This is a genomic window from Streptomyces sp. NPDC104367 (assembly GCF_055583825.1).
The window spans coordinates 31,354-53,591 of sequence record NZ_JBVJND010000029.1 but is presented as its reverse complement, the minus strand read 5'-3'; the positions used below and the strand labels follow the sequence as shown (position 1 = coordinate 53,591).

The 22,238-nt window shown below is 73.5% G+C and carries 16 protein-coding genes and 2 pseudogenes; 6 read left to right on the top strand and 12 right to left on the bottom strand.

Annotation, left to right across the window (positions count from 1 at the left end):
- Window positions 1-237 precede the first annotated feature (237 nt).
- The 4 genes from ACZ619_RS34100 to ACZ619_RS34085 form a co-directional block, all read right to left on the bottom strand.
- Window positions 238-420, bottom strand: a complete 183-nt coding sequence (locus ACZ619_RS34100; protein WP_469607332.1) for a hypothetical protein — start codon at window positions 418-420, stop codon at window positions 238-240.
- 104 nt (window positions 421-524) lie between these two features.
- Entirely contained in the window at window positions 525-656 is a 132-nt protein-coding gene (locus ACZ619_RS34095) for a hypothetical protein (RefSeq protein WP_469607330.1), read from the bottom strand.
- Window positions 657-1,945: 1,289 nt separating this feature from the next.
- The gene (locus tag ACZ619_RS34090; RefSeq protein ID WP_469607327.1) at window positions 1,946-3,622 is read right to left on the bottom strand and encodes an XRE family transcriptional regulator; all 1,677 of its coding nucleotides are present in this window, start codon (window positions 3,620-3,622) and stop codon (window positions 1,946-1,948) included.
- 258 nt (window positions 3,623-3,880) lie between these two features.
- Window positions 3,881-5,413, bottom strand: a complete 1,533-nt coding sequence (locus ACZ619_RS34085; RefSeq protein WP_469607324.1) for a helix-turn-helix domain-containing protein — start codon at window positions 5,411-5,413, stop codon at window positions 3,881-3,883.
- Window positions 5,414-5,607: 194 nt separating this feature from the next.
- Here ACZ619_RS34085 and ACZ619_RS34080 point away from each other — a divergent pair, with 194 nt between their 5' ends.
- The 4 genes from ACZ619_RS34080 to ACZ619_RS34065 are packed head-to-tail and all read left to right on the top strand — an operon-like array spanning window position 5,608 to window position 12,579.
- A complete protein-coding gene (locus tag ACZ619_RS34080) occupies window positions 5,608-8,424 on the top strand; it encodes a hypothetical protein (protein WP_469607321.1) in 2,817 nt (938 codons plus the stop codon).
- Entirely contained in the window at window positions 8,421-9,467 is a 1,047-nt protein-coding gene (locus ACZ619_RS34075) for a hypothetical protein (protein ID WP_469607318.1), read from the top strand. The genes ACZ619_RS34080 and ACZ619_RS34075 overlap by 4 nt, the downstream gene beginning before the upstream one ends.
- On the top strand, window positions 9,464-11,095 hold the full coding sequence (locus ACZ619_RS34070) for a hypothetical protein (RefSeq protein WP_469607316.1): 1,632 nt from the start codon (window positions 9,464-9,466) through the stop codon (window positions 11,093-11,095). The genes ACZ619_RS34075 and ACZ619_RS34070 overlap by 4 nt, the downstream gene beginning before the upstream one ends.
- Entirely contained in the window at window positions 11,092-12,579 is a 1,488-nt protein-coding gene (locus ACZ619_RS34065) for a hypothetical protein (RefSeq protein WP_469607314.1), read from the top strand. Before ACZ619_RS34070 ends, ACZ619_RS34065 begins: the two co-directional genes overlap by 4 nt.
- 21 nt (window positions 12,580-12,600) lie before the next feature.
- On the opposite strand, the gene ACZ619_RS34060 is transcribed toward ACZ619_RS34065, so the two are convergent.
- The gene (locus ACZ619_RS34060; RefSeq protein ID WP_469607311.1) at window positions 12,601-12,828 is read right to left on the bottom strand and encodes a hypothetical protein; all 228 of its coding nucleotides are present in this window, start codon (window positions 12,826-12,828) and stop codon (window positions 12,601-12,603) included.
- 377 nt (window positions 12,829-13,205) lie between these two features.
- Window positions 13,206-13,454, bottom strand: coding sequence for a hypothetical protein (locus ACZ619_RS34055; RefSeq protein ID WP_469607308.1), 249 nt, complete (start codon window positions 13,452-13,454; stop codon window positions 13,206-13,208).
- Between the two features lie 247 nt (window positions 13,455-13,701).
- On the opposite strand from ACZ619_RS34055, the pseudogene ACZ619_RS34050 reads away from it, so the two are divergent.
- Window positions 13,702-14,052, top strand: a pseudogene (locus ACZ619_RS34050) (NAD(P)H-binding protein); the annotation flags it as partial.
- A gap of 220 nt (window positions 14,053-14,272) precedes the next feature.
- Here ACZ619_RS34050 and ACZ619_RS34045 read toward each other — a convergent pair.
- From ACZ619_RS34045 to ACZ619_RS34030, 4 genes and pseudogenes are all read right to left on the bottom strand, one after another.
- Window positions 14,273-15,091, bottom strand: a complete 819-nt coding sequence (locus ACZ619_RS34045) for an isocitrate lyase/PEP mutase family protein (protein WP_469607305.1) — start codon at window positions 15,089-15,091, stop codon at window positions 14,273-14,275.
- Window positions 15,092-15,491: 400 nt separating this feature from the next.
- On the bottom strand, window positions 15,492-15,695 hold the full coding sequence (locus ACZ619_RS34040) for a cold-shock protein (protein ID WP_382539523.1): 204 nt from the start codon (window positions 15,693-15,695) through the stop codon (window positions 15,492-15,494).
- Between the two features lie 543 nt (window positions 15,696-16,238).
- Complete coding sequence (locus ACZ619_RS34035; RefSeq protein WP_469607302.1) at window positions 16,239-16,802, bottom strand: hypothetical protein; 564 nt, start codon at window positions 16,800-16,802, stop codon at window positions 16,239-16,241.
- A gap of 183 nt (window positions 16,803-16,985) precedes the next feature.
- Window positions 16,986-17,192: pseudogene (locus ACZ619_RS34030) on the bottom strand (response regulator transcription factor); the annotation flags it as partial.
- A 56-nt stretch (window positions 17,193-17,248) separates the two neighbouring features.
- Here ACZ619_RS34030 and ACZ619_RS34025 point away from each other — a divergent pair.
- Window positions 17,249-17,359, top strand: a complete 111-nt coding sequence (locus ACZ619_RS34025) for a DUF6210 family protein (RefSeq protein WP_469607299.1) — start codon at window positions 17,249-17,251, stop codon at window positions 17,357-17,359.
- A 237-nt stretch (window positions 17,360-17,596) separates the two neighbouring features.
- On the opposite strand, the gene ACZ619_RS34020 is transcribed toward ACZ619_RS34025, so the two are convergent.
- Both ACZ619_RS34020 and ACZ619_RS34015 read right to left on the bottom strand, forming a co-directional pair.
- Window positions 17,597-20,131 carry a hypothetical protein gene (locus ACZ619_RS34020; RefSeq protein ID WP_469607296.1) on the bottom strand — a complete coding sequence of 845 codons (2,535 nt, stop codon included), beginning with the start codon at window positions 20,129-20,131 and terminating at the stop codon, window positions 17,597-17,599.
- Between the two features lie 53 nt (window positions 20,132-20,184).
- Entirely contained in the window at window positions 20,185-22,089 is a 1,905-nt protein-coding gene (locus tag ACZ619_RS34015; protein ID WP_469607294.1) for a putative Ig domain-containing protein, read from the bottom strand.
- Between the last annotated feature and the right edge of the window lie 149 nt (window positions 22,090-22,238).

Sequence of the window (22,238 nt, the reverse complement as noted above, 5' to 3'; positions counted from 1 at the left end):
ATCCGCGACGCGGCCGGGCGCACCTGGAGCCGCTGTCCTGGCACCGCACGCACCTCCTCAGGCGTGAGCGGCGAGGACGACACACCGGAGCGGGAGTCTCGCCAGTAGCTCCGAGACTCCCGCTCCGGCCCGCCGATGGACACCGCCCAGCCCGTACCGGCGTCGCCCCACCCGAGATCCGGACCATACCCGGGCCGAAGCTTCACCTCTTCCCGCGCGAGCGCGCCTCATGGGCCGTCAGTCGTTCCGGTCTCGGTCCGTGTGTGCGGTGACGGCGTAGACGACGACGGCGACGTCCTCTCGACCGGTCGGGTGGGCATCCATGGAGTTGTGGATCGAGAACCCTTCGACCAGGACGTCCAGTGCGCGGGCAGTGCGGGCGTCGAAGTGTTCGCTCAGGGCCGCGCGGCTCTCGGTCATCCAGCCCCGGATGACGCCCAACAACGCTGGGTTGCGTGACGCGAACGCGTACAGCTCACAGCTCACAGCTCACAGCTCACAGCTCACAGCTCACAGCTCACAGCTCACAGCTCACAGCTGAGGATCAGCTCGCGGGGGGTGCCCCACTCGCCCCCGCAGATGGTTTCGACGACCGCCTCGCGCGCCTGAGGAACAGTCTCGGCCGCGTCGAGCAGCACCCGGTACCGGCCGGACATCGACTCCGCCAGACGCGTGAACGCCTCGATGAGGATCGAACACAGCGGCGCCTTTCCGCGACTGCCCCCAAGAGCTGTGCCAGAGCCGGGTTCCGGCGGCAGACGTCCACAAAGCCGGGAGGCACCCGCCGACCGAGACGGTCCACTACGCCCGTGGCGCGAGGGCCCGCGGGATGCCTCCGGCCTCGTGGTCAGGCGCTCCGAGCCGCCCTGGAACCGGCAGGGCAGAGCTTGCGGGCGGCGGCACGCGCGGCGGCATCGGTCTTTCTGACGGGGTCCTCGGGGATGTGGTCACCGCAGGACAGGAAACCGCCTCCGACCGTCTCCCACGTCACGGCATGGCCCTCGACCGGCTTGGCGGCGCCGCCGGGGCAGGTGTACGTGAAGTCGGCCTCGACGAGGCCGACGGAGTTCCACGCGTAGTAGGACCCCCTGAGGTCCCCGACGTAGTAGTCGAAGTGGGTGGGGGTCTTCTCCGGCTCGGCCGACTCCGAGGGGTCCCCGAGCGGTTCCTCCGTCTCGAGATGCCTGCCGAGCGCCTTGATGACGTCCGCCGCGCGAACCCTGGGTCCGTGGACGACACATGGGGCTTGTAACTGACGCCCTTCAACGGCCTGATCACGCCCGAGACGGAGTCCGTCCTCTTCTTCAGCGTGATCGGGTCGGCGAGCCCGGTCAGCCGCTGCTCACGCACGACACCGGTCCAGACGTACGTGCCCTGTCCGCACGCGGCTGCCTCGCGGCCCTTCTCGTCCCGGCCTCCGGTCCCGCCGGAGCAGGCGGCGGCACCCAGGAGCAGAGCCGCCGCGACGAGTCCTGCCGCGGTGTTCGTGAGCGTGCGCCCGTGCATGTCGTCCTCCTGCGCCTGTGTCCAGCGGTGATCACTGGACACAGGGGACAACGTACTCGCTGGTACTGGACGTGTGTACAACGAGTCATCCGTCGGCTACCAGGTCTTCCTCCCCGGCGAGTCCGGTCAGCGGTGGCGCAGTTCCTCAGCCCCACTGCGGAGTTGGGCCTCCAAGACCGGACGGTCGCCGCGGGCCACGGTCCGGAGCAGTTGCCTCCCCTTCCATCAGGAGCGCCGGCACCGCATCGCGCAGTCGGCGCATTGCCTGCGGTCGCACGCGGTGCCCAGTGAGTCAGTCCTGTGGGGGGCGGGGCGGGGCGGGGAAGCATGCGCGACGGTTCAGGGTGACGCGCTGGCCTCGGGCCGTCATCACCGCTCGGCTTCTGCGGCCAGTGACGGAGAGCTGACGGGCTCGCCCCACCTCAGGCTCATCAGCGGTTCACACCGTCGGCTGGGCGGAGCCGATGTAGGAGGGCAGGCGGGTCCACCAGCGGGCGCGGGCGCGCAGTGTCGGTGGCAGGTGGTGGTCGTCGGCGAGGAGTCGTACCCAGAGGCGGTCGCCGCCGATCCCGAGGGCGTAGACCAGGTCGCCCAGGACCCGGACGCCGAGGTCGCTGCCCGCGCGGGCGGCGGCGCCGTGCAGGGCCAGCGCCGCCGTCCAGAACTCCTCGCCGCTGCGGCCGCCCATGTGCGCGAGCGCCCGCGCGGCGGCGTCCGCCACGGCGGCCGGCACACCGCCGCGCAGCACCACGCGTTCGGCCTGGCGGCGCTCCGCGGGTCCGCCGAGGACGCCCAGGGCGTGGAACAGCCGCACCGTCGCCTCGGTGTCGCGGCCGAACCCGAGCCGGGTGATCTCCCGGCTCACGGCGGCGGCGAGCGGCGCCCGGTAGGGGGTGGCGTACAGGAGCAGCAGGGCGTGCAGCCGGACGTCGAAGACCGGATCGGCGAGAGCCTCCTCCAGCAGGATCGGCAGGGTCTCGTCCTGGAAGCGGTCCGTCTGGCGGGGCAGCAGGGACACGGCGGAACCGGCGATCCGGGCGACCAGCACGGCCAGGTGGCGTCGGGTCTCCGGTGCGGCGGTGCGCGGTGGTGGGCCCGCGCCGTGAACACCGCGTACCGGGGCGCGCAGGGACGGCGGCACCTCACCCGTGTCGCACGAGCGGGCCAGGTCGAGGACGGAGCCCGCGAGGACCCCGGTGTCGTGGAAGCGCGCGCCGGTCCCCCGGAGCAGTTCGGCCGCGTGCCCGGCGACCCTCCCGACCTGTTCCGGCCGGAAGTGACCGTACTTGAGCTTGCGGACGCAGGCCAGCAGGGCGCCGTAGCGGGCGTCGTCGTTGGTGGGGTTCGCCAGTTGGGCCAGGACCAGCCGGGCCGCCTCGGGGTGAGCGCTGCCGTCGAGCAGGCACACCGTCTCGATGTAGGCCTGGTTGGTCGGGTCGGCGGCCCAGTCGGCGAGCGCCGCGACGGCCGCCCGGCCGCCGGAGGGGTGCTCCAGCAGGCGGTTGAACGCCTCGAAGCGCTGTCGCCAGGCCCGTCCGTCGGAGACCACGGTCTCGGTGAGCAGGCGACGGGCGACGGCCGACCAGTCGCCGGAGCGCAGCCGCAGGCCGGGACGGGCCGCGAGGAAGGCGGTCAGCTCGTCCCAGTCGGCCCCGGTCACGGCGTCGTCGCCGGTCACCGCGTCGAGCACGTCGTCCACCCGGTGGGTGAGTGCGGCCAGCCGCCGCGGCGGGCGCACCAGCAGGACGCGTGCCGACGCCGCGCCGACGCCTGGCGACAGGTAGCGGTTGAAGGTGTCGACGGCGCTGCTGAGATGATCGGGCGGCAGCGCGAGAAGTTCCTCGTAACGGCGCACGGCGAGGTAGGGGACCTCGGTCACCCCGGTCTCCCACCGGGAGATCTTGCTCGGGTCGGCCCAGTGCGGCCAGCATCCGCCGCGGAAGGCTGCGGCGAAGGCGTAGGCCCTGGTCGCCCACTCGGGAGGGGCGCCGTACAGCCGGTTGACCCGTAACAGCCATGCCGTGCGGTGCCGCGCCGAGAGCCTGCCGCCGCTCGCCGGTGGGGTGCCACCGCGGTACGGCCGTCCGAGGTCCGCTTTTACCACAGAATGCCCCATGCAACGCCCCTTATTGCACTGTCCGCATCCGTGTGCAATCTACCGGCCGCCTGTCCGCCGCGCCCCCTAATGTTCCTTTCGATCAACGACCAGAAGGGGGACGCACCGTGTTCGAGACCGGCCCGTACGACACTCCCGCCGCTGGGGACGCCATCGGCCCCGAGGACCCCGACGACGCCTGCTTCCAGGGCTGGTAAGCCGGCGTTTGCCCAAGTCCGTCCTTGCGTCGAAGACGGCGGTCGCGTGCCTGACGCTCCGTCACAGACTCGGCAGGCCACGGACGGCGGGGAGGTCGCCTTGTACCTGGGCCGCTCGGTCGCCCAGGTACGAGGGGCGCAGTTCGGCGAAGAGGGACCGCCGTCCCCGGTTGGCGGTCCGGTCCAGCCACTCCAGGGCGCGCCAGGCGCACCGGAACTGGTCGTCCACCAGCCGGCCCGGCAGCCGCGGGTCCTCCGCGAGCGGGGCGGACGGCGGGTCGGGCAGCGACAGCAGCAGGTCGCCGTCCCCGGGCCCCCCGCCGCCCCGCCGCGCGGCGAGGACGTCCTCGACACGTTCCAGGGCGCGGTCGATACCGGCCCGCCACACCTCGGCCGGCGTCCGGTCGACGGCCGTGAGTTCCCTACGCGCCGCCCACCAGTGGAGGTAACGGGGTGACGGGCGCACGTACAGCACCCGCGCCCAGGTGTCGCGCAGCAGGTCCGTCATGATGCTGCCGTAGTTGCGGTCCTCGGCGAACACGTAGGGCCGGACCAGGAGCACCGCGGGCCAGGGCCGGCCTTGCCGTTGCAGCTCCTCGATATGACGTGCCGTCACGGCCCAGCCGCGCAGCCGTCCGGACCTGCGGTCGAGGGGATCGCCCTGCACCACCCGGCCGCCGTGCACCTCGGTGGCCGAACTGACCGGAACGTACTCCCAGCCGAGCGCGCCGGCGACCAGAGCGGCGGTGTGCGCAGCGGACCAGACGGCGCCGATCACCACCAGTGGCCGCCGGTCGGCGCCCCGCCAGGGGGAGGCCGCGGGATGGTGCAGGTCGGTGAGGCCGTTCTGGACCAGCAGGTGTCCCGGCCAGTGCGCGGCGACGGGGGCCCACAGAGAGGTTCCCGGCTCGCCCTGCCAGCTGTACTCCCCCGCCGCGCGCAGCGCCTCGCAGACGGTGATCTCCAGTTCGGCGCGGGTCCGACCGTGTGCGGCGCCGGGGTCCGTGTCCGAGGGGTGGTAGGTCAACCGGCCGCCGAAGCCCGCGCGCAGGGCACGCTCCTTCAGGTCCTCCCAGGGCAGCGGCTCGGCGCCGTCGGTCAGCCGGAACTCGCTCACCAGGGCCGTGGGCAGCGCGTACTCCTCGCCGGAGACGAGATGCGCCAGGCCGGTCCGGAACCGCAGGGCCGCCCGGCGGTCGTCGTGGAGCGCCGCCACGGCGCGCAGTGGAGCGGGCAGCCGGGCCTGCGGCAGGCGGCGTACGAACGCCTCCACCCCGCTGATCGCGGAGACCGCCGCGGCCAGTTCGGGCGGCCGCTCGTACGGTGCGGCCGTCGGCGCCTCACCTCGGGGCAGCCAGCCGATGTTCGCGAACACCCGCGCCGGGCTCACCCCGGCCAGCTCCGCGAGCGCGCGCACGAAGCGGGGCGGTGGCATGCGCTCGCCGAGCATGTACTTCCGCACGGTCTCCGGCTTGTAGTCGAGGGCGGCCGCGAGGACGCTGTCACCGCAGGGCCGGCCGCCCGCGGCCAGCGCGGCCCGGCAGCCCTCCAACGCGGTTCTGAGCAGGTCGCGTTCTTCCCTCGTGTAGGTCACCGGTGCCCCCTCGGCTCCCGTACAGAAATGGTGACACGAGCGTACGGATCCGACGTCCGCAGTGTGCCGGCCTTCGGGAAATGTGGCCTCTGCGACGCCGTTCCCCGGGGAGGACACGGGACTGTTCCTCCCGCCAGGTCTGGGAACGGAGGAGGGAGTGGAACATGACACCGGACAATCCCGCGGGAGGACACATGCCGAAGGGCGCCACCCCCGTGGGTGCCATCCCGACGGTGGCCGAGTGGCCGGAGTGGCATCCGGACAGCACACCGGACAGCCACCGCCTGCTCGCCCGCTACGTCAGTGTGCAGGCCCTGTGGGATCTCGACCTGCTGGAGCACGAGGCACACCGCTGGGACGGCAGGCCGCTGGAGTTGCTCGAACGGCTCTACACGCGTCTGCGGCGCAAGGGCATCCCCTACAACGGCGCCCCGTGGAGCGCTCGCGCCCAGCAGCGCATCCGTGACCCGCAGGAGGTCGACCGCAGTTCGGGTACCTGCCTGGACCTGACGCTCCTGTTCGCCGCCATGTGCGAGGCGGCCGGTCTGCGGTCGTACGTCACGATCCTGGAGGACCACGCCGTCCTGGTGGTGCACACCGACCCCACGGCGGCCGACGACGAGATGGCCCGGCCGCCGGTGACCCCGGTTCCCGAGCACGAGCGGGGCGTCTTCCGCGCCTACGGGCAGCGGCTGCGGCTGACGGGCGGCACGGCCGTCGACGCGGTGTACGCCTGCCACGGCCGGAACGCGGACTTCGGCACGGCGTGCCGGAGGGGGACCGCGCTGCTGGAGGCGGAGCACGACACCGTCCGTATGGTCGACGTCGTGGCCCTGCACGCGGAGGGTGACGAGAGCGTGCGCCCCCTGCCCATGGTGCGCAACGAGTCCAGGGCCGCGATCCACCGGCGGCTGCCACCCCAGCCGCCGTTCATCGAGTTCCCCGGGCGCGCCGCGCTCGTCGAGGACCTGCGCAAGGCCGCGGCGCAGGGTGGAACGGTGGTGCTGCACGGGCCGCAGGGCATCGGCAAGAGCATGCTCGCCCACCATCTCGCGGCGCGTGCCGGTGAGGGGCGCGGATGGTTCCTGGGCGCCTCCGACCAGCGGACCCTGACGGCGTCGCTCGGTGACGCGGAGATCGACGAGCGGGGACTGAGCGCCCAGGACCGCGACAGCGGCGACCGCTCGGGGTACGCGGCCCTGGCGCTGGAACGGCTCCGGGCGACCAAGGCCTCCTGGGTGGTCGTGCTGGACAACGTGGAGGTCGAGCCGAAGGATCTGCGCCTTCCGCAGGCCACCGCGCCGGGCCAGTTGGTGGTCGTCACCACCACCAGGCCGGAGTGGGGCGACGCCATCGGCTCCGCGCCGCCGAACACGCACGCCGTGCACATCCCCGTGGCCCCGCTGGACGCCGACGACGCCAGGAAGCTCCTCGACGCGGCGGACGCGCCCCTGGACCTCATCGGCGGACGGGCGCTGCTGCTGGAGGCCAGTGCCCGCCTGCTGCACAGCACCGGCCTCGCCTGGTGGAAGACAGGCTCCACGCCGACCCGCACGAGCGAGGAGGTGCCCGCGACCATCTGGTCCACCGTGATCGGTGGACCGGACGGCGACACGGACGGGCCGCTGCGGGACCCGGCCGCCCCCGAGCGCCGGCTGGCGACCGCCATGGCCTGGCTGCCTCCCTCCGGGCTGAGCCCGGCACTGCTGACGCTGGCGATGCAAGGCGACGAGGCGGGCGACGGGCCCCGGCGCGAGGTGCGGGCCGGCCTGGACCGGCTGCACGACCTCGGCCTGATCGACTTCACGGGTGGTCAGGCCACCATGCACCGGCTCTTCCGCAGCGCGATCCAGGACCACTCCGCCCGGCACGCCGGCGCGGACACCGCCGTACTGGTGGGCACGCTGTACCGGAACCTCTTCGCCGCCACGCACGCCGCACGGCCCGCCCCGGCCGAACGGACCGTCCTGGCCTCGCCCTTCGATCTCGTCCTGGTCACCAGGGAGGTCGAGCGCATCGCCGACCTGCTGGCGGGCACGCCCTTTGGGCGGGACGCCTTCCGCGACCTGCACGCGCTCGGCGTGCTGGTGCAGCGGCAGGACACGGCGGCCGCAACGTACGCCTTCCACCGGGCCCTTGAACACGCCGACGCGGACGACGGGGCAGGCGCCGACGCCGAGTGGCGGATCATGCGCTCCGACTGTCTGCGCGGCAGGGCCCGGGCCGTGCACAACGCCCACGGCACGTCCCGGTGGGGCACGGTCGAGGAGGCCATCGCCTGGACCGCCGAGGCGCAGGCCCTGTGCGACGGCCCCGGGGCGGGCCGGTCCGAGCAACTGGCCGCCTCCCGCGCCGAGGCGATGCACGGCCTGCTGATCCGTAAGCGGGCCAGGGCCGACGACCTGTCGGCGCACGAGCGGCTGGAGCTGCTGCGCAAGGCCGAACGGCTGCTGCGGCACAGCGCGGACGAACGCGCCGAGCTGACCGAGAAGGACTCGCCCGACGTGGACCGCAGCCGCTTCAACCTCGCCGGCCTGGAGATCGCGCTGGCGCAGGTGGACCCCTCCGGCCCGCCCCGCGCGCACCTCGACGAGGCCGAGGCGCACTACGAGGCCGTCCTGAACATCCGCCAACTGCGCTACCACACACGGCACCTGGAGGAAGTGATCACCTGTGTGCACGGCCTCGCGCTGGTGAACTTCTACCGCGCCGCGCTGCAGGACGACATCACGCCCGCAGAACGCGTCCAGTACCTGACGGACGCGCTGCGCCACGCGCGGGAGGCGCTGGAGGTGCGGCAGAGCCTGGTCGTCACCGTCGAGGGGAACGTCCTCAAGAGCCTGGACATCCTGGCCAAGTCCGGCCTGGCCCGCCTCGACGCCCAGCAACTGGCCCGGGACGCCACACGGGTGCCCGACGCCTCCGAGAAGCTGTACCGCGTCTACCGGAGTGAGTCCGGCGACGGTCGCTTCGCCCCCGCACCCCAGGAAAGTGAAAGGGAACGCTCATGACCTCGTACTTCCCCCGGCCCACCCTGCCCGGCAGCGGCAAGGACCTGCTCTCCGACATCGACGGCTATCTCGCCTGCGACGCCATGCGGGCGCTGGTCGGTGCCTTCGGGGGCGACCCCGCGGAGCTGGCGGGCACCGCGGACACCCTGCTGGAGCGCATCGACCGGCTCTTCGAGTTCACCGGGAGCGTCAACACCCGTCTGGCGGACGAGGAGCGCCACCAGGCCGGCGAGCTGCCGATGACCCCGGGGCAGGCCGAGACCACCCTCGCCGCCGTCACGGCCCTCGGCCTGCGGGACACGGTGCCGCCCAGCCGCCGGGAGTACGACCATGTGCTCATGCTCGGCGGCCTGATCCGGGCCTGCTTCAACCGCCCGGCCTACGCCGCCCAGCTCATCGCCGAGGGAACCGTCACCGCCGGGGCCGTCACCGCGCTGGGCGGCCACCGGCCGTTCGCCAAGGAGGCGCGCGACCCCAACGAGTTGGAGTCCGTCCTCGCCGGACGCCTCGGCCACCCCGAGCTGACCGAGGAGTACCAGGCGCTCGACCTCGGCACCCGGCTCGCGTTCGGTCTCGACGCCCCGGAGCGCGAGGAAGGCGAGGTGTCCCCCGACCCCGCCCGCCTTCCCGGCCTGACCTGGGGCGTGCGCCACTACCGCACCGCCGGGGGACTGTCGGTGCGGGTGGCCGCCGCACCCTCCACCGCCCCGGAGCGCCGCGCCCACACCGGCGAGACGTACGCCTTCTTCGCCGACCGGATGGCCGCCCTGAAGCCCGGTGCCCGGCTGCTGCTCGTCACCACGCCGATCTACCAGCCCATGCAGCACTTCACCGCGATCCGGATGCTGGCCCTCCCGCACGACGTGGAGGTGGAGACCGTCGGCGGCGACGTGGCGGACCGGGCGCCCGCCCTGCATCAGCCGTTCACGCCGACGAGGTACCTCAACGAGGTGCGCACCACCGTGCGGGCCCTGCGCGCGCTGGCCGAGACGGCGTTGGAACGGGAGGGGCTGCGTGCCCCGGACGGAAAGGGGACGCCATGACCGAGAGTCTGATCGAGGCACTGACCCGCGGCTGGCTGCGGCTGCCGCGCGAGGCACGCCAGGCGATCCACCCGCTGGGCGGGGTGGCCAAGGACGTGGTCAACAAGCGCCTCGCCGGCAGCTATCTGATGCCCTGGCTCAGGGACAAGCACCCCGGGCTACGGTCGGTCCTGCGCGCGAAGTCGGGCGACCGGCGGGAGATGGACCAGGTGGCCGACGCCGTGGCCGGCCTGTTACCCGAAGTGCTGCTGGACGGCCTGGTCCTGCCCTGTCTGCGGGAGGCGTGCCGCCGGGCCGACGTGGCCGTCTGGCGGTGCGAGGACGTGCTGTACCGGGTGACCAGGCAGTGGGACGGCGACCGCCCCCCGGCCGCCGAGGACTGCGACCGTGCGGTGCTGCGGCTGTCCGGCGCGCAGGACCAGCCGCCCCCGAAACACGCCGTGCTGCAGAATCTGCTGGCGGACCCCGCCGTGGTCGAGCGGCTCCGCGCCGTCGTGGACCGGCACTGGGCCCCGCCGGCGCCCGCCCCCAGCCGCACACCCGATCCGGCCGAGCGGCACGCCCTGGACGAACTGCTCGACTCCGACGTCACCAGCGACGTGAACGGGCTGTGGGAGGCCTACGTCAAGACCCGGCCCTGGGAGCGCCTGCTGGCCGACGCCGAGGCCTCCGGGCTCTCGGAGTCGGCCGTCCCGCCCCGGCCGGGGGTGGCCGAGCGGCGTACGGGGCGGGGCACCCCCCTGCCGCGCCCGCTCGACAGGTCGTTGAGGCAGCGGCTCGGCGCCGCGGTCTTCCGGAACCCGGAGGAAGCGAGCGAGGAGTTCCGCAACAGCACCACGCTCGACGTCGCCCTGCGGGAGGCGGAACGCATGTGCGGTCCGCTGGGTCTGGCCGGCGACGACCGGCGGTCGGCGTTCGCGCTGGGTGTGCAGCTGGCCTACGCGGTCACCACCTCCGTCATCGACGAGCGCCTGGCGGCGAGAGGCCGGTCGCCCGTGCAACGGCTGCCTCGCCGCATGGAACAGCTGATCGGCGCGATCGTCAGAGCCGACTTCCTGGCCTACAGCATGCGCCGTCCGGGCGGACTGCACGGACGCGCGCGCCAGGAGCTGGAGGCCGCCCCCGTCCATGTGGTGCCCCGGCTGTGGCCGAGGCTGCACACCGGCGAGGTCCGCGGGATGCCGACCTCCCCCGAGCGCTGCATCGAACTGGTCGGCAGCGCGATCCGCTCCTTCGTCCGCGAGGCCGGCTCCGGCGGGCCCGACCCCGACGAGCCGGAGATGCTGAGGCTGGGCCCGAGGGAGCCGCAGGACCCCGCCGCGAGCGAGCCCGCGGCCACCCGTCACTCGGTTCGGGCCCTGCACCTTCGGGACGTGGTCGTGGCCGTCTTCGACCACCGCATCGGCGCGGACCCCTCCCTGGCGGACGGCGGCGCTCGCGGGCTGGTCCGCTGGTTCCTCACCGCCCCGGACCTCGAAAGCGTCCGCGTCTGGTGGCTCCAGGCGCTTCAGGCGTACGCCGACTCGCAGCCGGACAGCGGGAAACCGCTGGTGCGGCCCACCGTGGAACAGGCTCGCGATGTCATCGAGACCTTCTGTTCGGACCGAGAAGAGGACACGGAACCATGACCACGACAGTGACCGTTCGCATCGACACGGTCGGCACCGTGCGGCTGGGTCCTCCCCTCCAGGAGCGGCCGTTCCACTCGCCCCTGGAGCTGGCCGGCGGCATGCTGGTGACCGACCCCTTCGCCCCCGACGCCCCGCCGTACGCGGAGGTGGACGACCTCGCCGATGCCGCGGACTGGCTGGCCGGCGTCTACGGCGCCGAGGCCGTGGCCGTCGCGCGGGTGGCGCTGGCCGGGGCGCGGGCCGGGACGGTGTCCCGGCAGGACCCCGTGGACGCCACCGTCCGGTCGGTCGACACGCCGTGGGCTCCGGGACCGCACCACACGTCCGTGGCGCGGCTGGCGACCGCCCGCTGGCTGGCGAACTGGTCACCGGACCCGCTCGATCCGGCGCTCCTCGACCTGGAGGCGGGGGGCCTGCTGTGGGACCTGGACGGGATCGTTCCGGAGGCGCACACGGCGGCGGAGGCGTGCCTGCGCAGGTCGGCCGACCGTCTGCTGCCGCTCGTCGAGCTGTTGCGCCGCTGGTCGCCGCAGCAGGTGTCGGACGGTCTGGTCGCCGAGGCGGTCATGGACTCCCTGCTGGCCGCCGCGTGCCTGCTCGACGGCCATCCGCATCACGCACGGCTGCTCGAACTGGCCCGGGAGGAGGCGGCCGTGCGGGAGTCGGGGACCCGGATGTCCTGCCCCGAGGAGCGGATCCTGCCCAGGGTCCGGATCCAGACGGGCGGCACCGGTTCCGGCCGCTGGATCGGCAGCGCCGACTGGGACCAGGTCCCGGCGCGGGTGCTCGCCGCCGCGGAGAACACGGTGAGCTGGTGGACGCAGGACGCGGACGACGGCGTGCTGCTGCGGGTGGAGGTGGAGCCCGGCTCCCGGGAAGCCGCGCCGGACGGGCTGGGGTTTCGCGTGTACCACCCGGACCTGCCGCTGCCGGTGGCACTGGGCAGCCTGACCTCGTACTCGGGGCCGGGCAGGGGGAAGTTGCGGGGTGAGGCGTTGCTCAGCCCTCTGGCGCGCCTCCTGGATCCGGCGGACATGACGGTCGACGTGTTCGACCCGGCCATGGTGTCCCGCCCGCGGCTGGGCCGGGCCGCCGCACGGGCCGCCCACGAGCGCCGGGCCGTCCGCCGGCTGGTCGCCCTGCGGCTGCACTGGTCCGTCCGCAACCGCGACGCGCTGCGGGACTGGGTGCGGTCCGCGGTGCACGCCGCGCGGAGCCTGGACGAGACCGCCGCGGGCGCCGGGCACGATCCGCTGGGCACCCGTGTGTGGGCGCTGGCCGTGGCCGCCGGCGACGCCGCGGAGTCCCTCGGCGCCCCGCCGGCGGACCTGCCGGAGCGCGCCGGGGACGTCCGGCGCACGGCGGGTGCGGCGGGGGCGCCGCACCTGCCCCGGCTGTGGGACCCGGCGTGGCGTCCCACGGTGGCCGAATGGCTGGCCGTCCGGCCGGACTTCGGTGTGGCGACCGCGGTCCGGCCGTGAAGGACCGGACGCTGTCGCGGCTCAGCGCCGCCGCAGCGCCCGGTCGACCAGGTCGTAGACCATGCCGGCGACGTCCAGTACGACGACCGCGCACAGGCCTGCGGTGTTGTGCGCGAACCGGCCGTCGGCGATGGCGAGGACGAGACCGCTGGTGCTGATCACCGACACCGCGCGCGCCGCCCTCGGCAGCGTGAACGTCACGGCGCGGCCGGTGCCGTCCGGCATCCGGGGTGTGTCATCGTGGGCCATGGATGCTCCTCCTGCGGAGTTCCGGTCCGTCCGCCGCTTCCTGCGACCGTCACATCTCGGGAGTGGCGGGCGGACAGCTGTTTACCCGGTATTCCGCTCCCAGTGCCGGACGCCGACGGGCGCACGGCCGACAAGTCCGTCAGGCGCGGCCCCGGTTGGCAGCGGCCCGCCGGACACCGCCCGCCTCCGCCGCCCGCGGGCGCACGACCGGAACCGGCATCGGCTCCGAGTTCCCGCGCGGCTGGTACCGCGAGGCGACGGAGAGCCGTCGTACCAGGAGCAACGGGATCCGGACCGCGCTGTCCGGCTCGGGCGCTCGCCCGAGTGGCGCTTCGGGAAGGCCCGTCAGGCGCTGCGCGGAGGAGAGGCAGAGCCCGTCACCACCACCGGCCCCGACGACCACCGCCGCCCGCGACCCGGCCCGCACCCGGATGCCGGGACCGGGCACCGATCACCGCGGCCGTCCCGAAACCTCGTCGTCCCTTCTCCGCTTCAGCCTGTCGCTCCACCCGCGCCGCACAGTGCCGGTGCAGGTAGGCCTCGACCGTGTCGACGACGGCGTCGAGCACTTCCGGCGGCGGCCGCGTACCGACGAAGGCGGCGAGCTGGAAAAGCGGACCGTTCACGAGGGCCAGCAGGTTGGTGACGTGGGCGGTGTCGCGCCGCAGGTCGCACTCCGGCGCGAAGGCGGCGGCGACCGACTCGACGCGCGTCGTGTGTCCAGCAGGTCCAGGACGACGTCGATGACGGTCGGCCGGTGCCGGTGGACCGTCGCCCTGCTCCCCTCCGCCCTGGCCGCGAGGTTCTGGTGGGTGAGGCTGGTGATACCCGACTCGGCAGGTCGTCGCCCGCGCCCTGTCCCACGGGCATCACGTGACCGCCCTCGTGTCCCGCGGGCATCACGTAACCGCCCTCGTACGGTGTCCGGAGGGACTGCCGCTGCGGGACGACCGCCTCGACGTCGTCGTGGGCGACGCCCGGGACCCCGGAACCGTCGACCGGATCCTGCGGGACACCCACGCCGTCGTCTCCAGCCTCGGCATCCCCGCGTCCGGACGTTCCCGTGCCGAGATCGACGACAGCGGCTCCGTCGGCGTGTGCCTGGTGTCGACCCGGCTGCTGCTGGAGAAGACGCCCCGCCACGGTACGGACCGGCTGTTCCTGATGTCCACCCACGGCGCCGGTACGAGCAACGACGTTCCACCGTACGCGCGTTGGCCGCGCGAACTGGTCGGCAACCGGACAGCGCCTGCTCGCCAACACCCGCTACGCCCTCCGGGGCGACAACGCCCGCACGGTGACCGAGTTCCTCGCCACGACCTCCGTGCGCGTCGAGGACACCGTCCCCGGCCTCGTGCGCCGCCAGACCTCGGGCGGCCTGTACGCGGACGACCTGGTCCGCGCGGCCGGCAGGTACGGCAGGTGGGCCCGTCGGATGCCCGGGTCAGCGGGAGGTGGAGAGCAGCGCGTCGAGTTCCGGGAAGGCCATGCCTTCGGCGAGGGAGTCGTAGCCGCCGGTGCCGAGGAGATCCTGCGCGGCGCGGCGGGCGGCAGCGTAGGCGACCTGTGCCACGCCCGATCCGAGACTGACGCGGGCCACGCCGAGGGCACCGAGTTCGGCGACGGTCGGGGTGCCGGGGCCGGCCATGACGTTCAACGGTACGGAGATGTCGCCGGCCAGTGCCGCGATGGTGGCGGTGTCGGTGACGCCGGGGACGAAGATGCCGTCCGCGCCCGCGTCGACGTACCTCTGCGCCCGGGACAGGGTTTCCTTCAGCCGGGTGTCCGGGGCACCGAGCCCGAACAGGAAGGTGTCGATCCGGGCGTTGAGGAACAGGTCTGCGCCTGCCCGGTCGGCGGTCCGCCGGGCCGTGGCCAGCCGTGCTGCGAGCTCCGCCGGGGGCCGGGTGCCGTCCTCGATGTTGACGCCGACGGCGCCCACCGCGAGCACCCCGGCGACGGTCTCGGCAACACCGGCGGCATCCTCGCCGTACCCGCCCTCGATGTCAGCGGTGACCGGAACCGTGACGGCGGCGACGATGCGGCCGATCAGTTCCAGCGCCATGCCCCGGTCAAGGCTGTCGCCGTCCGGAGAACCCAGCGACCAGGCGACGCCGGCACTGGTCGTGGCGATCGCGGAGGCACCCGCGGCCTCGATGACACGGGCGCTCGCCACGTCCCAGGCGTTGGCGAGCGCGAGGGGTTCGGTCGGGGTGTGCAAGGAGCGGAAGAGGCGGGCGTCGTCCGGCTGTGTGGTGGTCATGGGCGCAGTCAAACAGCAACTCATGCCCGACTTCTGGCAAGAATCCGACTCAGGCGTCGACCCAGGCGGTCCAGGCGGTCCAGGCCGGGATCCGGCTTCCGCAACCAGATCGTGCACTCTGTCGGCGACAAGGTCGTCCCGCAGTGCGGCGGCTCCGCGAGCCGCGCAGGGTTCCGCCGCGTCCGTCGGCTGCCCGCGGGGGCGCCGTCGCGCCGTGTCCGGCGGGGACTGTGGTCGAGGAACACGTCAGGGGCCCGGCTGGTGCCGGACCCCTGACGCTCCTAGCGGTTACAGGATTTGAACCTGCGGCCTCGGGGCTGTGAGCCCGGCGGGCCACCGGGCCGCTTCACCCCGCGCCGGTGCTGCGACTCCGCACGGGGCTCCGCAGGCCGACGGGACGTCAGCCGCGGACGATGTTCTCGGCCTGGGGTCCCTTCTGGCCCTGGGTGACCTCGAACGTGACCGGCTCTCCCTCGATCAGCTCGCGGTACCCGTTGCCCGAGATGTTCGAGTAGTGGGCGAAGACGTCGGGGCCGCCGCCGTCCTGGGCGATGAAGCCGAAGCCCTTCTCGGAGTTGAACCACTTCACGGTGCCGCTGGCCATACTGCGTCCTTCGCTCTTGCCGGGTTACCGGCCGGATGAGTAGCGGGGTCCTCCGCTGGAGGAAGACACCCGGCGTCCGTCCTACCCCGGTCCGGGCTGGGTCATTCGATCATCTGTCCCCAAAGGTCGGGGGGAGCGCCGTACCTCACGCCAGGACTCCCCCGCCGCGGCTCCCCCGGCCGACGCGAGCCGGCCCGCTCCGGTGTCCGATCGCTCCGCCGACGCGGACAGCACGCCGCATGCGCACCTCGCCGCCTGCGTCCAGGCGGCCCGGACCCGCGACGGGAGGACGCTCGCGGCCCGTGCCCGTCGGCTCGCCGACGCCGCCGACCGGATCGACGCCGAGACCCGGCCGCACCCGGCCGGCAGCGACCAGGACGGCGGCGCCGGGCAGCCGTACAGCCCACAGGGCGGGTTTCCGCCGGGCCGGCCACGTCGGCCGCCGGCCGGTCGATACGCCTGCGTGCGGACCGGCTTCGCCCGGACCTTCACGGAGGGAGAGGGTCCGGGCGGGGCGAGAGGCGGGAGGCGGGGCCGGCTGGTTCAGGGGCAGGTGACGTTGATGGTGACTTCGTGGGTCGCGGAGACGCTGCTGCCCCAGTTGCCGAGGACGTCCTTCATCTGGACGCCGTAGTAGGACCAGAGCTTCCAGGGGCCGCTCTGGCAGGGGTAGGAGCTGCCGTTGGTGGCGGCCTTGTCGCTGCCGGAGGCTCCGGGGAAGACCGCGTCCTTGGTCTTGGTGCCGTCGGGGAAGGTGATCTCGTAGTAGCTGGGCTCCCAGATCCGGCAGCCGTTCGGCGGCGCGGCCCAGCCGATGATCTTCCACCAGCCGCATTCGGTCCACAGGGTCGGGTAGATGCCGCCGTTCCCGCTGTCGTAGAGACAGAGCCAGCTCTTCATCCGCCGGTCCTGGTTGCTGTCCTTGTAGTCGACCCATTCGCCGCCGCAGTGCGGCTCGTCGACCGTGAGTGCGGGGGCGGCCGCGCGGTGCGGTGCGGCAGACGCCGCAGCGGGCGCGGCGGTGAGGGCGAGTGCGCCGAGGGCGGTCACCGCGGCTGCCACGGCGGCGCGGAGCCGCCGGGCGGAGAACGGGCGGGAAGTGATCATGGGGGCATGATCCCGTGCGTGCGGGCCCGGCGTCGGCGGCGCGGCGGTGCCTCACCCGAACGCTGCGGCGAGACCCGTCGGCCCGGTCTCTGCGGGCCCCGCGCCGAGGGCTGCGCGGTACCGGCGGGCGCCCGACGGCAGGATCGTCCTCCGCGGGTCTCACCGCCGGAGAGCAGTGCCTCTTCAGCCGCGGGGCGGCTGGTGCGGTTTGACCAGTCCGCTCTGGCAGGCGGTGACGACGAGTTGGGCGCGGTCGCGGGCGCCCACCTTGGCCATGGCCCGTTGGATGTGGCTGCGCACGGTCAGCGGGCCGAGGACGAGGTGCTCGGCGGTCTCGGCGTTGGATCTGCCGTACGCGGCCGGTGTCGTGACCTCGCGTTCGCGGTCGGTCGGGGTCCTGACGCCGTCGGTGAGCGCGAGGAGGCTGCGACGGGACCACCGAGGAGTTGCGTGCCCTGCGGCTGGACGAGAGCCGGATGCGGGAGGCCGACGAGGCGTGGGTCCCGGTGATCACACCGGACGGCCCCGGTGTGCTGGTGTGGTTCAACTCGGACTGAGTTCGGGACCGAGGCACGCGTCGCCGTCGACGGCCGCCGGACCCGTACGGCGGACATCGGGATCCGCGAGCGAACGGCGCGCTGTACCGGTGCAGTTGGAACCCGGGGTTCGTCCGGCCAGGGGGAGTTCCCGGGGCGGGACGTCGCCGGGACGTCGCCCTGGTGCCGGAGACGGGGCCGTGACCGGTCCGGACGGGGTGTCCGGGCCGGTCACGGCAGCGGGTGTCGGCGCGGTGGTCAGAACGCCCCGACGCCGTTGGGCGAGCCGACCCCGGTCGGGCCGTCGTAACCGGACAGGCCGGAGCACAGGTAGTCCGACGAGCAGGTGCCGTTGAGACCGGTGCGCACGTCGTACAGCGAGTGGCCGGGAGCCCTGTACAGGCGCTGGGCGGGCAGGCCGGAGGTGTGGCCGGTCAGGCCGTAGATCCCGGCGATGATCGGCGCCGACACGCTGGTGCCGCCGGCGACCAGCCAGCCCCCGGCGGCCGAGTCGTAGACCGCGACCCCGGTGTCGGGGTCGGCGACCGCGGAGACGTCCGAGACGGTGCGGTTGGCGCAGTAGCCGTCGGGCTGCCAGGACGGCTTGGCGGTGAAGCGCGAGCAGCCGCTGCCGGCGTCGTCCCAGGCGGTCTCCTCGGTACGGGTGCCCGAGGTGTCCAGGGTGAGGGAGGTGCCGCCCACCGCGACCACCGAGTTGAAGGCGGCCGGGACCGAGACCCCGTAGCCGTAGTCGCCGCTGCTCGCGGTGATCGCGACGCCCGGGTGCTGGTAGTACTTCGCCTGGATCTCCGGGCTGTCGGAGTCCTCCTCGCCGCCGTAGGAGTTGGAGACGACCTTCGCGCCGAGCTTCACCGCGGTGTCGACGGCGGTGCCGAGGTCCTCGAAGGTGGCCGAGTCCGCGCCGACGTACAGGATCGAGCAGGTCGGGCAGGCCGCCGAGACCATCTCCAGGTCGAGCATCTCCTCGGTTCCCCAGCCGGAGTTCGCCGTGGGCAGCCTGGAGGTGCCGTCTTGGCCGACCTGGGTCAGGTGGATCGGGCCGAGGCCGAACCGCTCGCGGTAGGTGTTCAGTGACTTCTGCGCGTCGGGGTTGGCGTAGGCGTCGACGACGGCGACGGTGTTCCTGCCGGTCAGGCCCGTCAGCCCGTAGGCGCTCCGGAGTTGGGCGGGGGTGTAGCCGTCCTCGTAGTCGGCGGTCGTCAGTGGCTTCAGCGCGGAGTCGGTGACCACCTGGGCGCTGCAGCTCGCGTGGCCCGGCCGCGCGACCGCGGCGCAGGCGGTGGCGGTGCGGTGGGTGCCGTTCAGGAGGGGGTGGCGGCCGGCGAGCCCGGAGCGGTGCGCCGCCGAAGTGGCCCGGGTCCGGCCGCTGTTGCCGTAGGGCGAGGGCGTGTCGGCCGTCGGGGGCTTGCCCTGCGAGGCGGTGTCGCGGACCGAGGACGCGACCTGGCCGAGGATCCCGCCGGGGCCGGGCTCGGCGGCCCCGTCCTCGTAGACGAAGCCGGCGCCGGATATGAAGTCCGGCTCCGCGACCATGGGTGCCCCCACCAGCGCGGTGTGTCCGTCGGCGGAGAGGGCCAGCCCGGTGCCGGCGCCGCCGGTCGTGCCGCGGTACTCGGACGGCACGAGCGTCGCGTTCTGCGTGTAGCCGGTGCCGGAGCCGTTCCGGACGAAGACGGCTGCGGCGCCGTACAGCATGTTGCGGGACGGCAGGCCGACCCCGACGACGGAGCCGTCACCGGAGATGTCGACCGCGATGGCGTCGGACCTGAAGTCGCGCCTGCCGCCGGCCTGTAGCTCGCCGGTCGCGGTCCAGGACCCGCCGGTGAGCTGGAAGGTGTAGGCGACGCCGGTGTCGTGGTAGGGCGCGCCGACCACGAGGCCGTCGCCGGTCCCGGCGAGCGCGACGGCCTCGCCGAACCGCTCGTTCGCGGCGCCGTCGGGGGCGGTCAGCTCGCCGGTCGGGGTCCAGTCGCCGTCCTCGCGGGCGAAGGTGTAGACGGCGCCCCTGTCCTTGTTCCTGCTCATCGCGCCGACGGCGACGGCCTTGCCGTCGTGCGACAGGGAGACGCCGTTGGCGTAGCCGAAACGGTCGCCCGCGACGCCGTCCGGGGCCTTCAGCTCGGACCCGGCGCTCCAGCCGTCCGCGGTCCTGTCGTAGACGAAGACCGAGCCCTGGTTGTTGTAGCGGGCGAAGTCGCCTGCGGCGACGGTCGATCCGTCGCCGGAGACGCTCACCGAGTAGCCGAGGTCGTCGAAGATGCCGCCGCCCGCGGGCGGCTTGAACTCGGCGTCCTGCTTCCAGCCGGTGTCCTGCTCGGCGAAGACGTAGACGCGGCCGCCCGAGTTGATCCCGCCGGCGGCGATGGTGCGGCCGTCGTCGGAGACGGAGACGGAGAATCCGATCTCGGCGTACTGGAGGTCGCTCTGGGTCAGTTCGGCGTCCTGCCGCCAGGTGCCGCCGGACTTGTGGAAGACGTAGACGGCGCCGTCGTAGGAGTTGGCGTCGGGTGCGCCGAGGACCGCGGTCGTGCCGTCGGCGGAGAGCGCGGACGAGTAGCCGATGGTGGCGCCGAGACCCGCGTCGGCGGTCAGTGTCTGGGTCAGGCCGCTCTTCTTCCAGTGCCGGACCGGGTGGTGTGCGGCGGGGGCGGCGTGACCGGCCGGGTCGGCGGTGGCGGGTGCGACGGCCGCGGAGTCGAGGGCCGCCGCGCCCAGCAGGAGCGACGCGACGGCCACCAGGGCGCTGGGGGCGCGTCTTGGTCGTGTGCGCATGGGAGTGCCTTTCGTGTGCGTGTCAACGGGCCGCGTGGGGAGCGGGCCGTGCGTCAGGCGAGGTCGAGGGCCGTGTCGTCGACGAAGAAGGACGTGGCGAGCGAGCCGTTCTCCTTGCCGGTCCAGGTGAGGGTCACGGTCTTCCCGGCGTACGCGGACAGGTCGACGGTGCGCTCGGTGTACCCGGTGCTCTGGTCGGTGTTGGAGAAGGTCTGGAGGGTGTGCCCGTCGGCGGTCACCGTGAGCGTGTCGCGGGCGTGCCCGGCGCTCTCGTAGCTGGAGATCCGCAGCTGGTAGACCAGCGTGGCCTTGCACTCTGCGGGGATGGCCACCTGCTGGGAGAGGGTGACGGTGTGCGCGGTGCCGTAGCCGTCGAGCCAGGCGTAGCCGGAGCCGTCGTGCGCGTAGGTGCCGTCGTCGTTGACCACTCCGTCGCTCGCGGTCCAGGCCGCGTCGCCGTACTCGAATCCGGGGTTGAGCAGGACCTGTCCGAAGCATCCGGTGCCGTTGCCGACGACGATCCAGGTGAACGACGTGGACCCGGTGGCGCCGGTGCCGTCGGAGACCGTGACGGTGACCTTGGCGACGCCGCCGGCGCTGGGTGTGCCCGAGATCAGGCCGGTGTCCGCGTCGATCGTGAGCCCGGGCGGCAGGCCGGTGGCCGCGTAGGCGAGCGTGGCGGCCGGGTCGGAGTCGGTCGCCCGGATCTGGATCTCGGCGGCCGTGCCGGCGGTGCCGGTCTGGTCGCCGGGGCCGGTGACGGTGATCCTGTTGCCCGCCTTGAAGGCGGTCAGGCCGTCGGGGGTGCCGAGTCCGGTCGGGCCGTCCCAGCCGGTGCCCGCGGTGCACAGCACCGACGGGGTGCAGGTGCCGTTGTCGCCGGTCGTGACGTCGTTCAGCACGGTGTTGTGCGTGTACGGGTCGGACGCGGGCTGGTCGTCGTCGGCGGGCGGGCCGGCGAGGGCGTACACGGCCGCGATGATCGGCGCGGACGCGCTGGTCCCGCCGTACACCGCCCAGCCGCCGCCTCCGTACGTCTGGTACACGGCGACGCCGGTGGCCGGGTCCGCGACGGCGGAGACGTCGGCGTCGGCGCGGCGGGCGCACGCGGTGTCGGGAACGACGCCCTGCCAGGACGGTTTGCTCTCGTCGCTGGAGCAGCCCGAGCCGGTGCCGTCCCCGCTGCCGCCCCACACCGACTCGCTCCAGCCGCGGGCGTCGGACGACCGGGTCAGGGACGTACCGCCGACCGAGACCACACGGTTGGACGTGGACGGGTAGATCGGCCCGGCGCTGTAGCCGCTGTCGCCGCTCGACGCGGTGTAGACGACGCCGGAGGAGCGCAGGTACGTCGTGTCGTAGCCGGACTCCGCGCCGGACTCCGAGCCGCCGAAGCTCATGGAGACGTACGTGATGCCGAGGTCGGTGGCCTTCTTGACCGCGCCGAACAGGTTCTCCGCGGTGTTGTCGTCCGACTCGACCAGGGTGATGTGGCAGGAGGGGCATATCGCCGAGACCATGTCGAGGTCCAGCGAGATCTCGCCCGCCCAGCCGGCGTCCGGGGACGGCGGCGGACCGGTCTGCCCGTCCTGGTTCAGCTTCGTGAAGCAGCCGTTGTCGGTGGTGCAGGCCGGCAGTCCGTACTGGGACCGGTAGGCGGCGAGGTCGGACTCGGCGGTCGGGTCGTCGTAGGCGTCGACGACGGCGATCGTGGTCGTCGTGTCGCTGTCCGGCAGGTTGTACGCCGAGCGCAGGTCGCCGGGGCCGTAGCCGTTGGGGGTGGCGTCGGCCGCGAGGGCCTTCACCCCCTTCACGTCGGTGCGCTTCAGGGCGAAGCAGGTGTAGTGGCCGGCCGTCACGTCCTGGGCGCAACTCGGTTCTGCCGACGGGGAGTCGGCCGGTGGTGTGCCTGCCTGGGCCGTGGCGCCGCTCAGCACGAGCACCGACGCTGCCGCCATGGCAACGAGGGCGTGTTTCACGAGTACCTCCAAGGGGGTTCGGGCAGCACGGCGCCATTGCGGAGGGAAGCGTGGGGAACCGGGGGCCGCGCGGTGTCGTGAGGGGGTGCGCACCGTTCTTCGGTTGCCGGAGAGTCTGCCAGCGCGCG

Excerpts from the sequence above, each read along its gene's own strand:
- ACZ619_RS34100 (WP_469607332.1), bottom strand. The coding sequence starts at position 420 with ATGACCGAGAGCCGCGCGGCCCTGAGCGAACACTTCGACGCCCGCACT.
- ACZ619_RS34095 (WP_469607330.1), bottom strand. The coding sequence starts at position 656 with ATGTCCGGCCGGTACCGGGTGCTGCTCGACGCGGCCGAGACTGTTCCT.
- ACZ619_RS34090 (WP_469607327.1), bottom strand. The coding sequence starts at position 3,622 with ATGGGGCATTCTGTGGTAAAAGCGGACCTCGGACGGCCGTACCGCGGT.
- ACZ619_RS34080 (WP_469607321.1), top strand. The coding sequence starts at position 5,608 with ATGCCGAAGGGCGCCACCCCCGTGGGTGCCATCCCGACGGTGGCCGAG.
- ACZ619_RS34075 (WP_469607318.1), top strand. The coding sequence starts at position 8,421 with ATGACCTCGTACTTCCCCCGGCCCACCCTGCCCGGCAGCGGCAAGGAC.
- ACZ619_RS34070 (WP_469607316.1), top strand. The coding sequence starts at position 9,464 with ATGACCGAGAGTCTGATCGAGGCACTGACCCGCGGCTGGCTGCGGCTG.
- ACZ619_RS34065 (WP_469607314.1), top strand. The coding sequence starts at position 11,092 with ATGACCACGACAGTGACCGTTCGCATCGACACGGTCGGCACCGTGCGG.
- ACZ619_RS34060 (WP_469607311.1), bottom strand. The coding sequence starts at position 12,828 with ATGGCCCACGATGACACACCCCGGATGCCGGACGGCACCGGCCGCGCC.
- ACZ619_RS34045 (WP_469607305.1), bottom strand. The coding sequence starts at position 15,091 with ATGACCACCACACAGCCGGACGACGCCCGCCTCTTCCGCTCCTTGCAC.
- ACZ619_RS34040 (WP_382539523.1), bottom strand. The coding sequence starts at position 15,695 with ATGGCCAGCGGCACCGTGAAGTGGTTCAACTCCGAGAAGGGCTTCGGC.
- ACZ619_RS34035 (WP_469607302.1), bottom strand. The coding sequence starts at position 16,802 with ATGATCACTTCCCGCCCGTTCTCCGCCCGGCGGCTCCGCGCCGCCGTG.
- ACZ619_RS34020 (WP_469607296.1), bottom strand. The coding sequence starts at position 20,131 with ATGCGCACACGACCAAGACGCGCCCCCAGCGCCCTGGTGGCCGTCGCG.
- ACZ619_RS34015 (WP_469607294.1), bottom strand. The coding sequence starts at position 22,089 with ATGGCGGCAGCGTCGGTGCTCGTGCTGAGCGGCGCCACGGCCCAGGCA.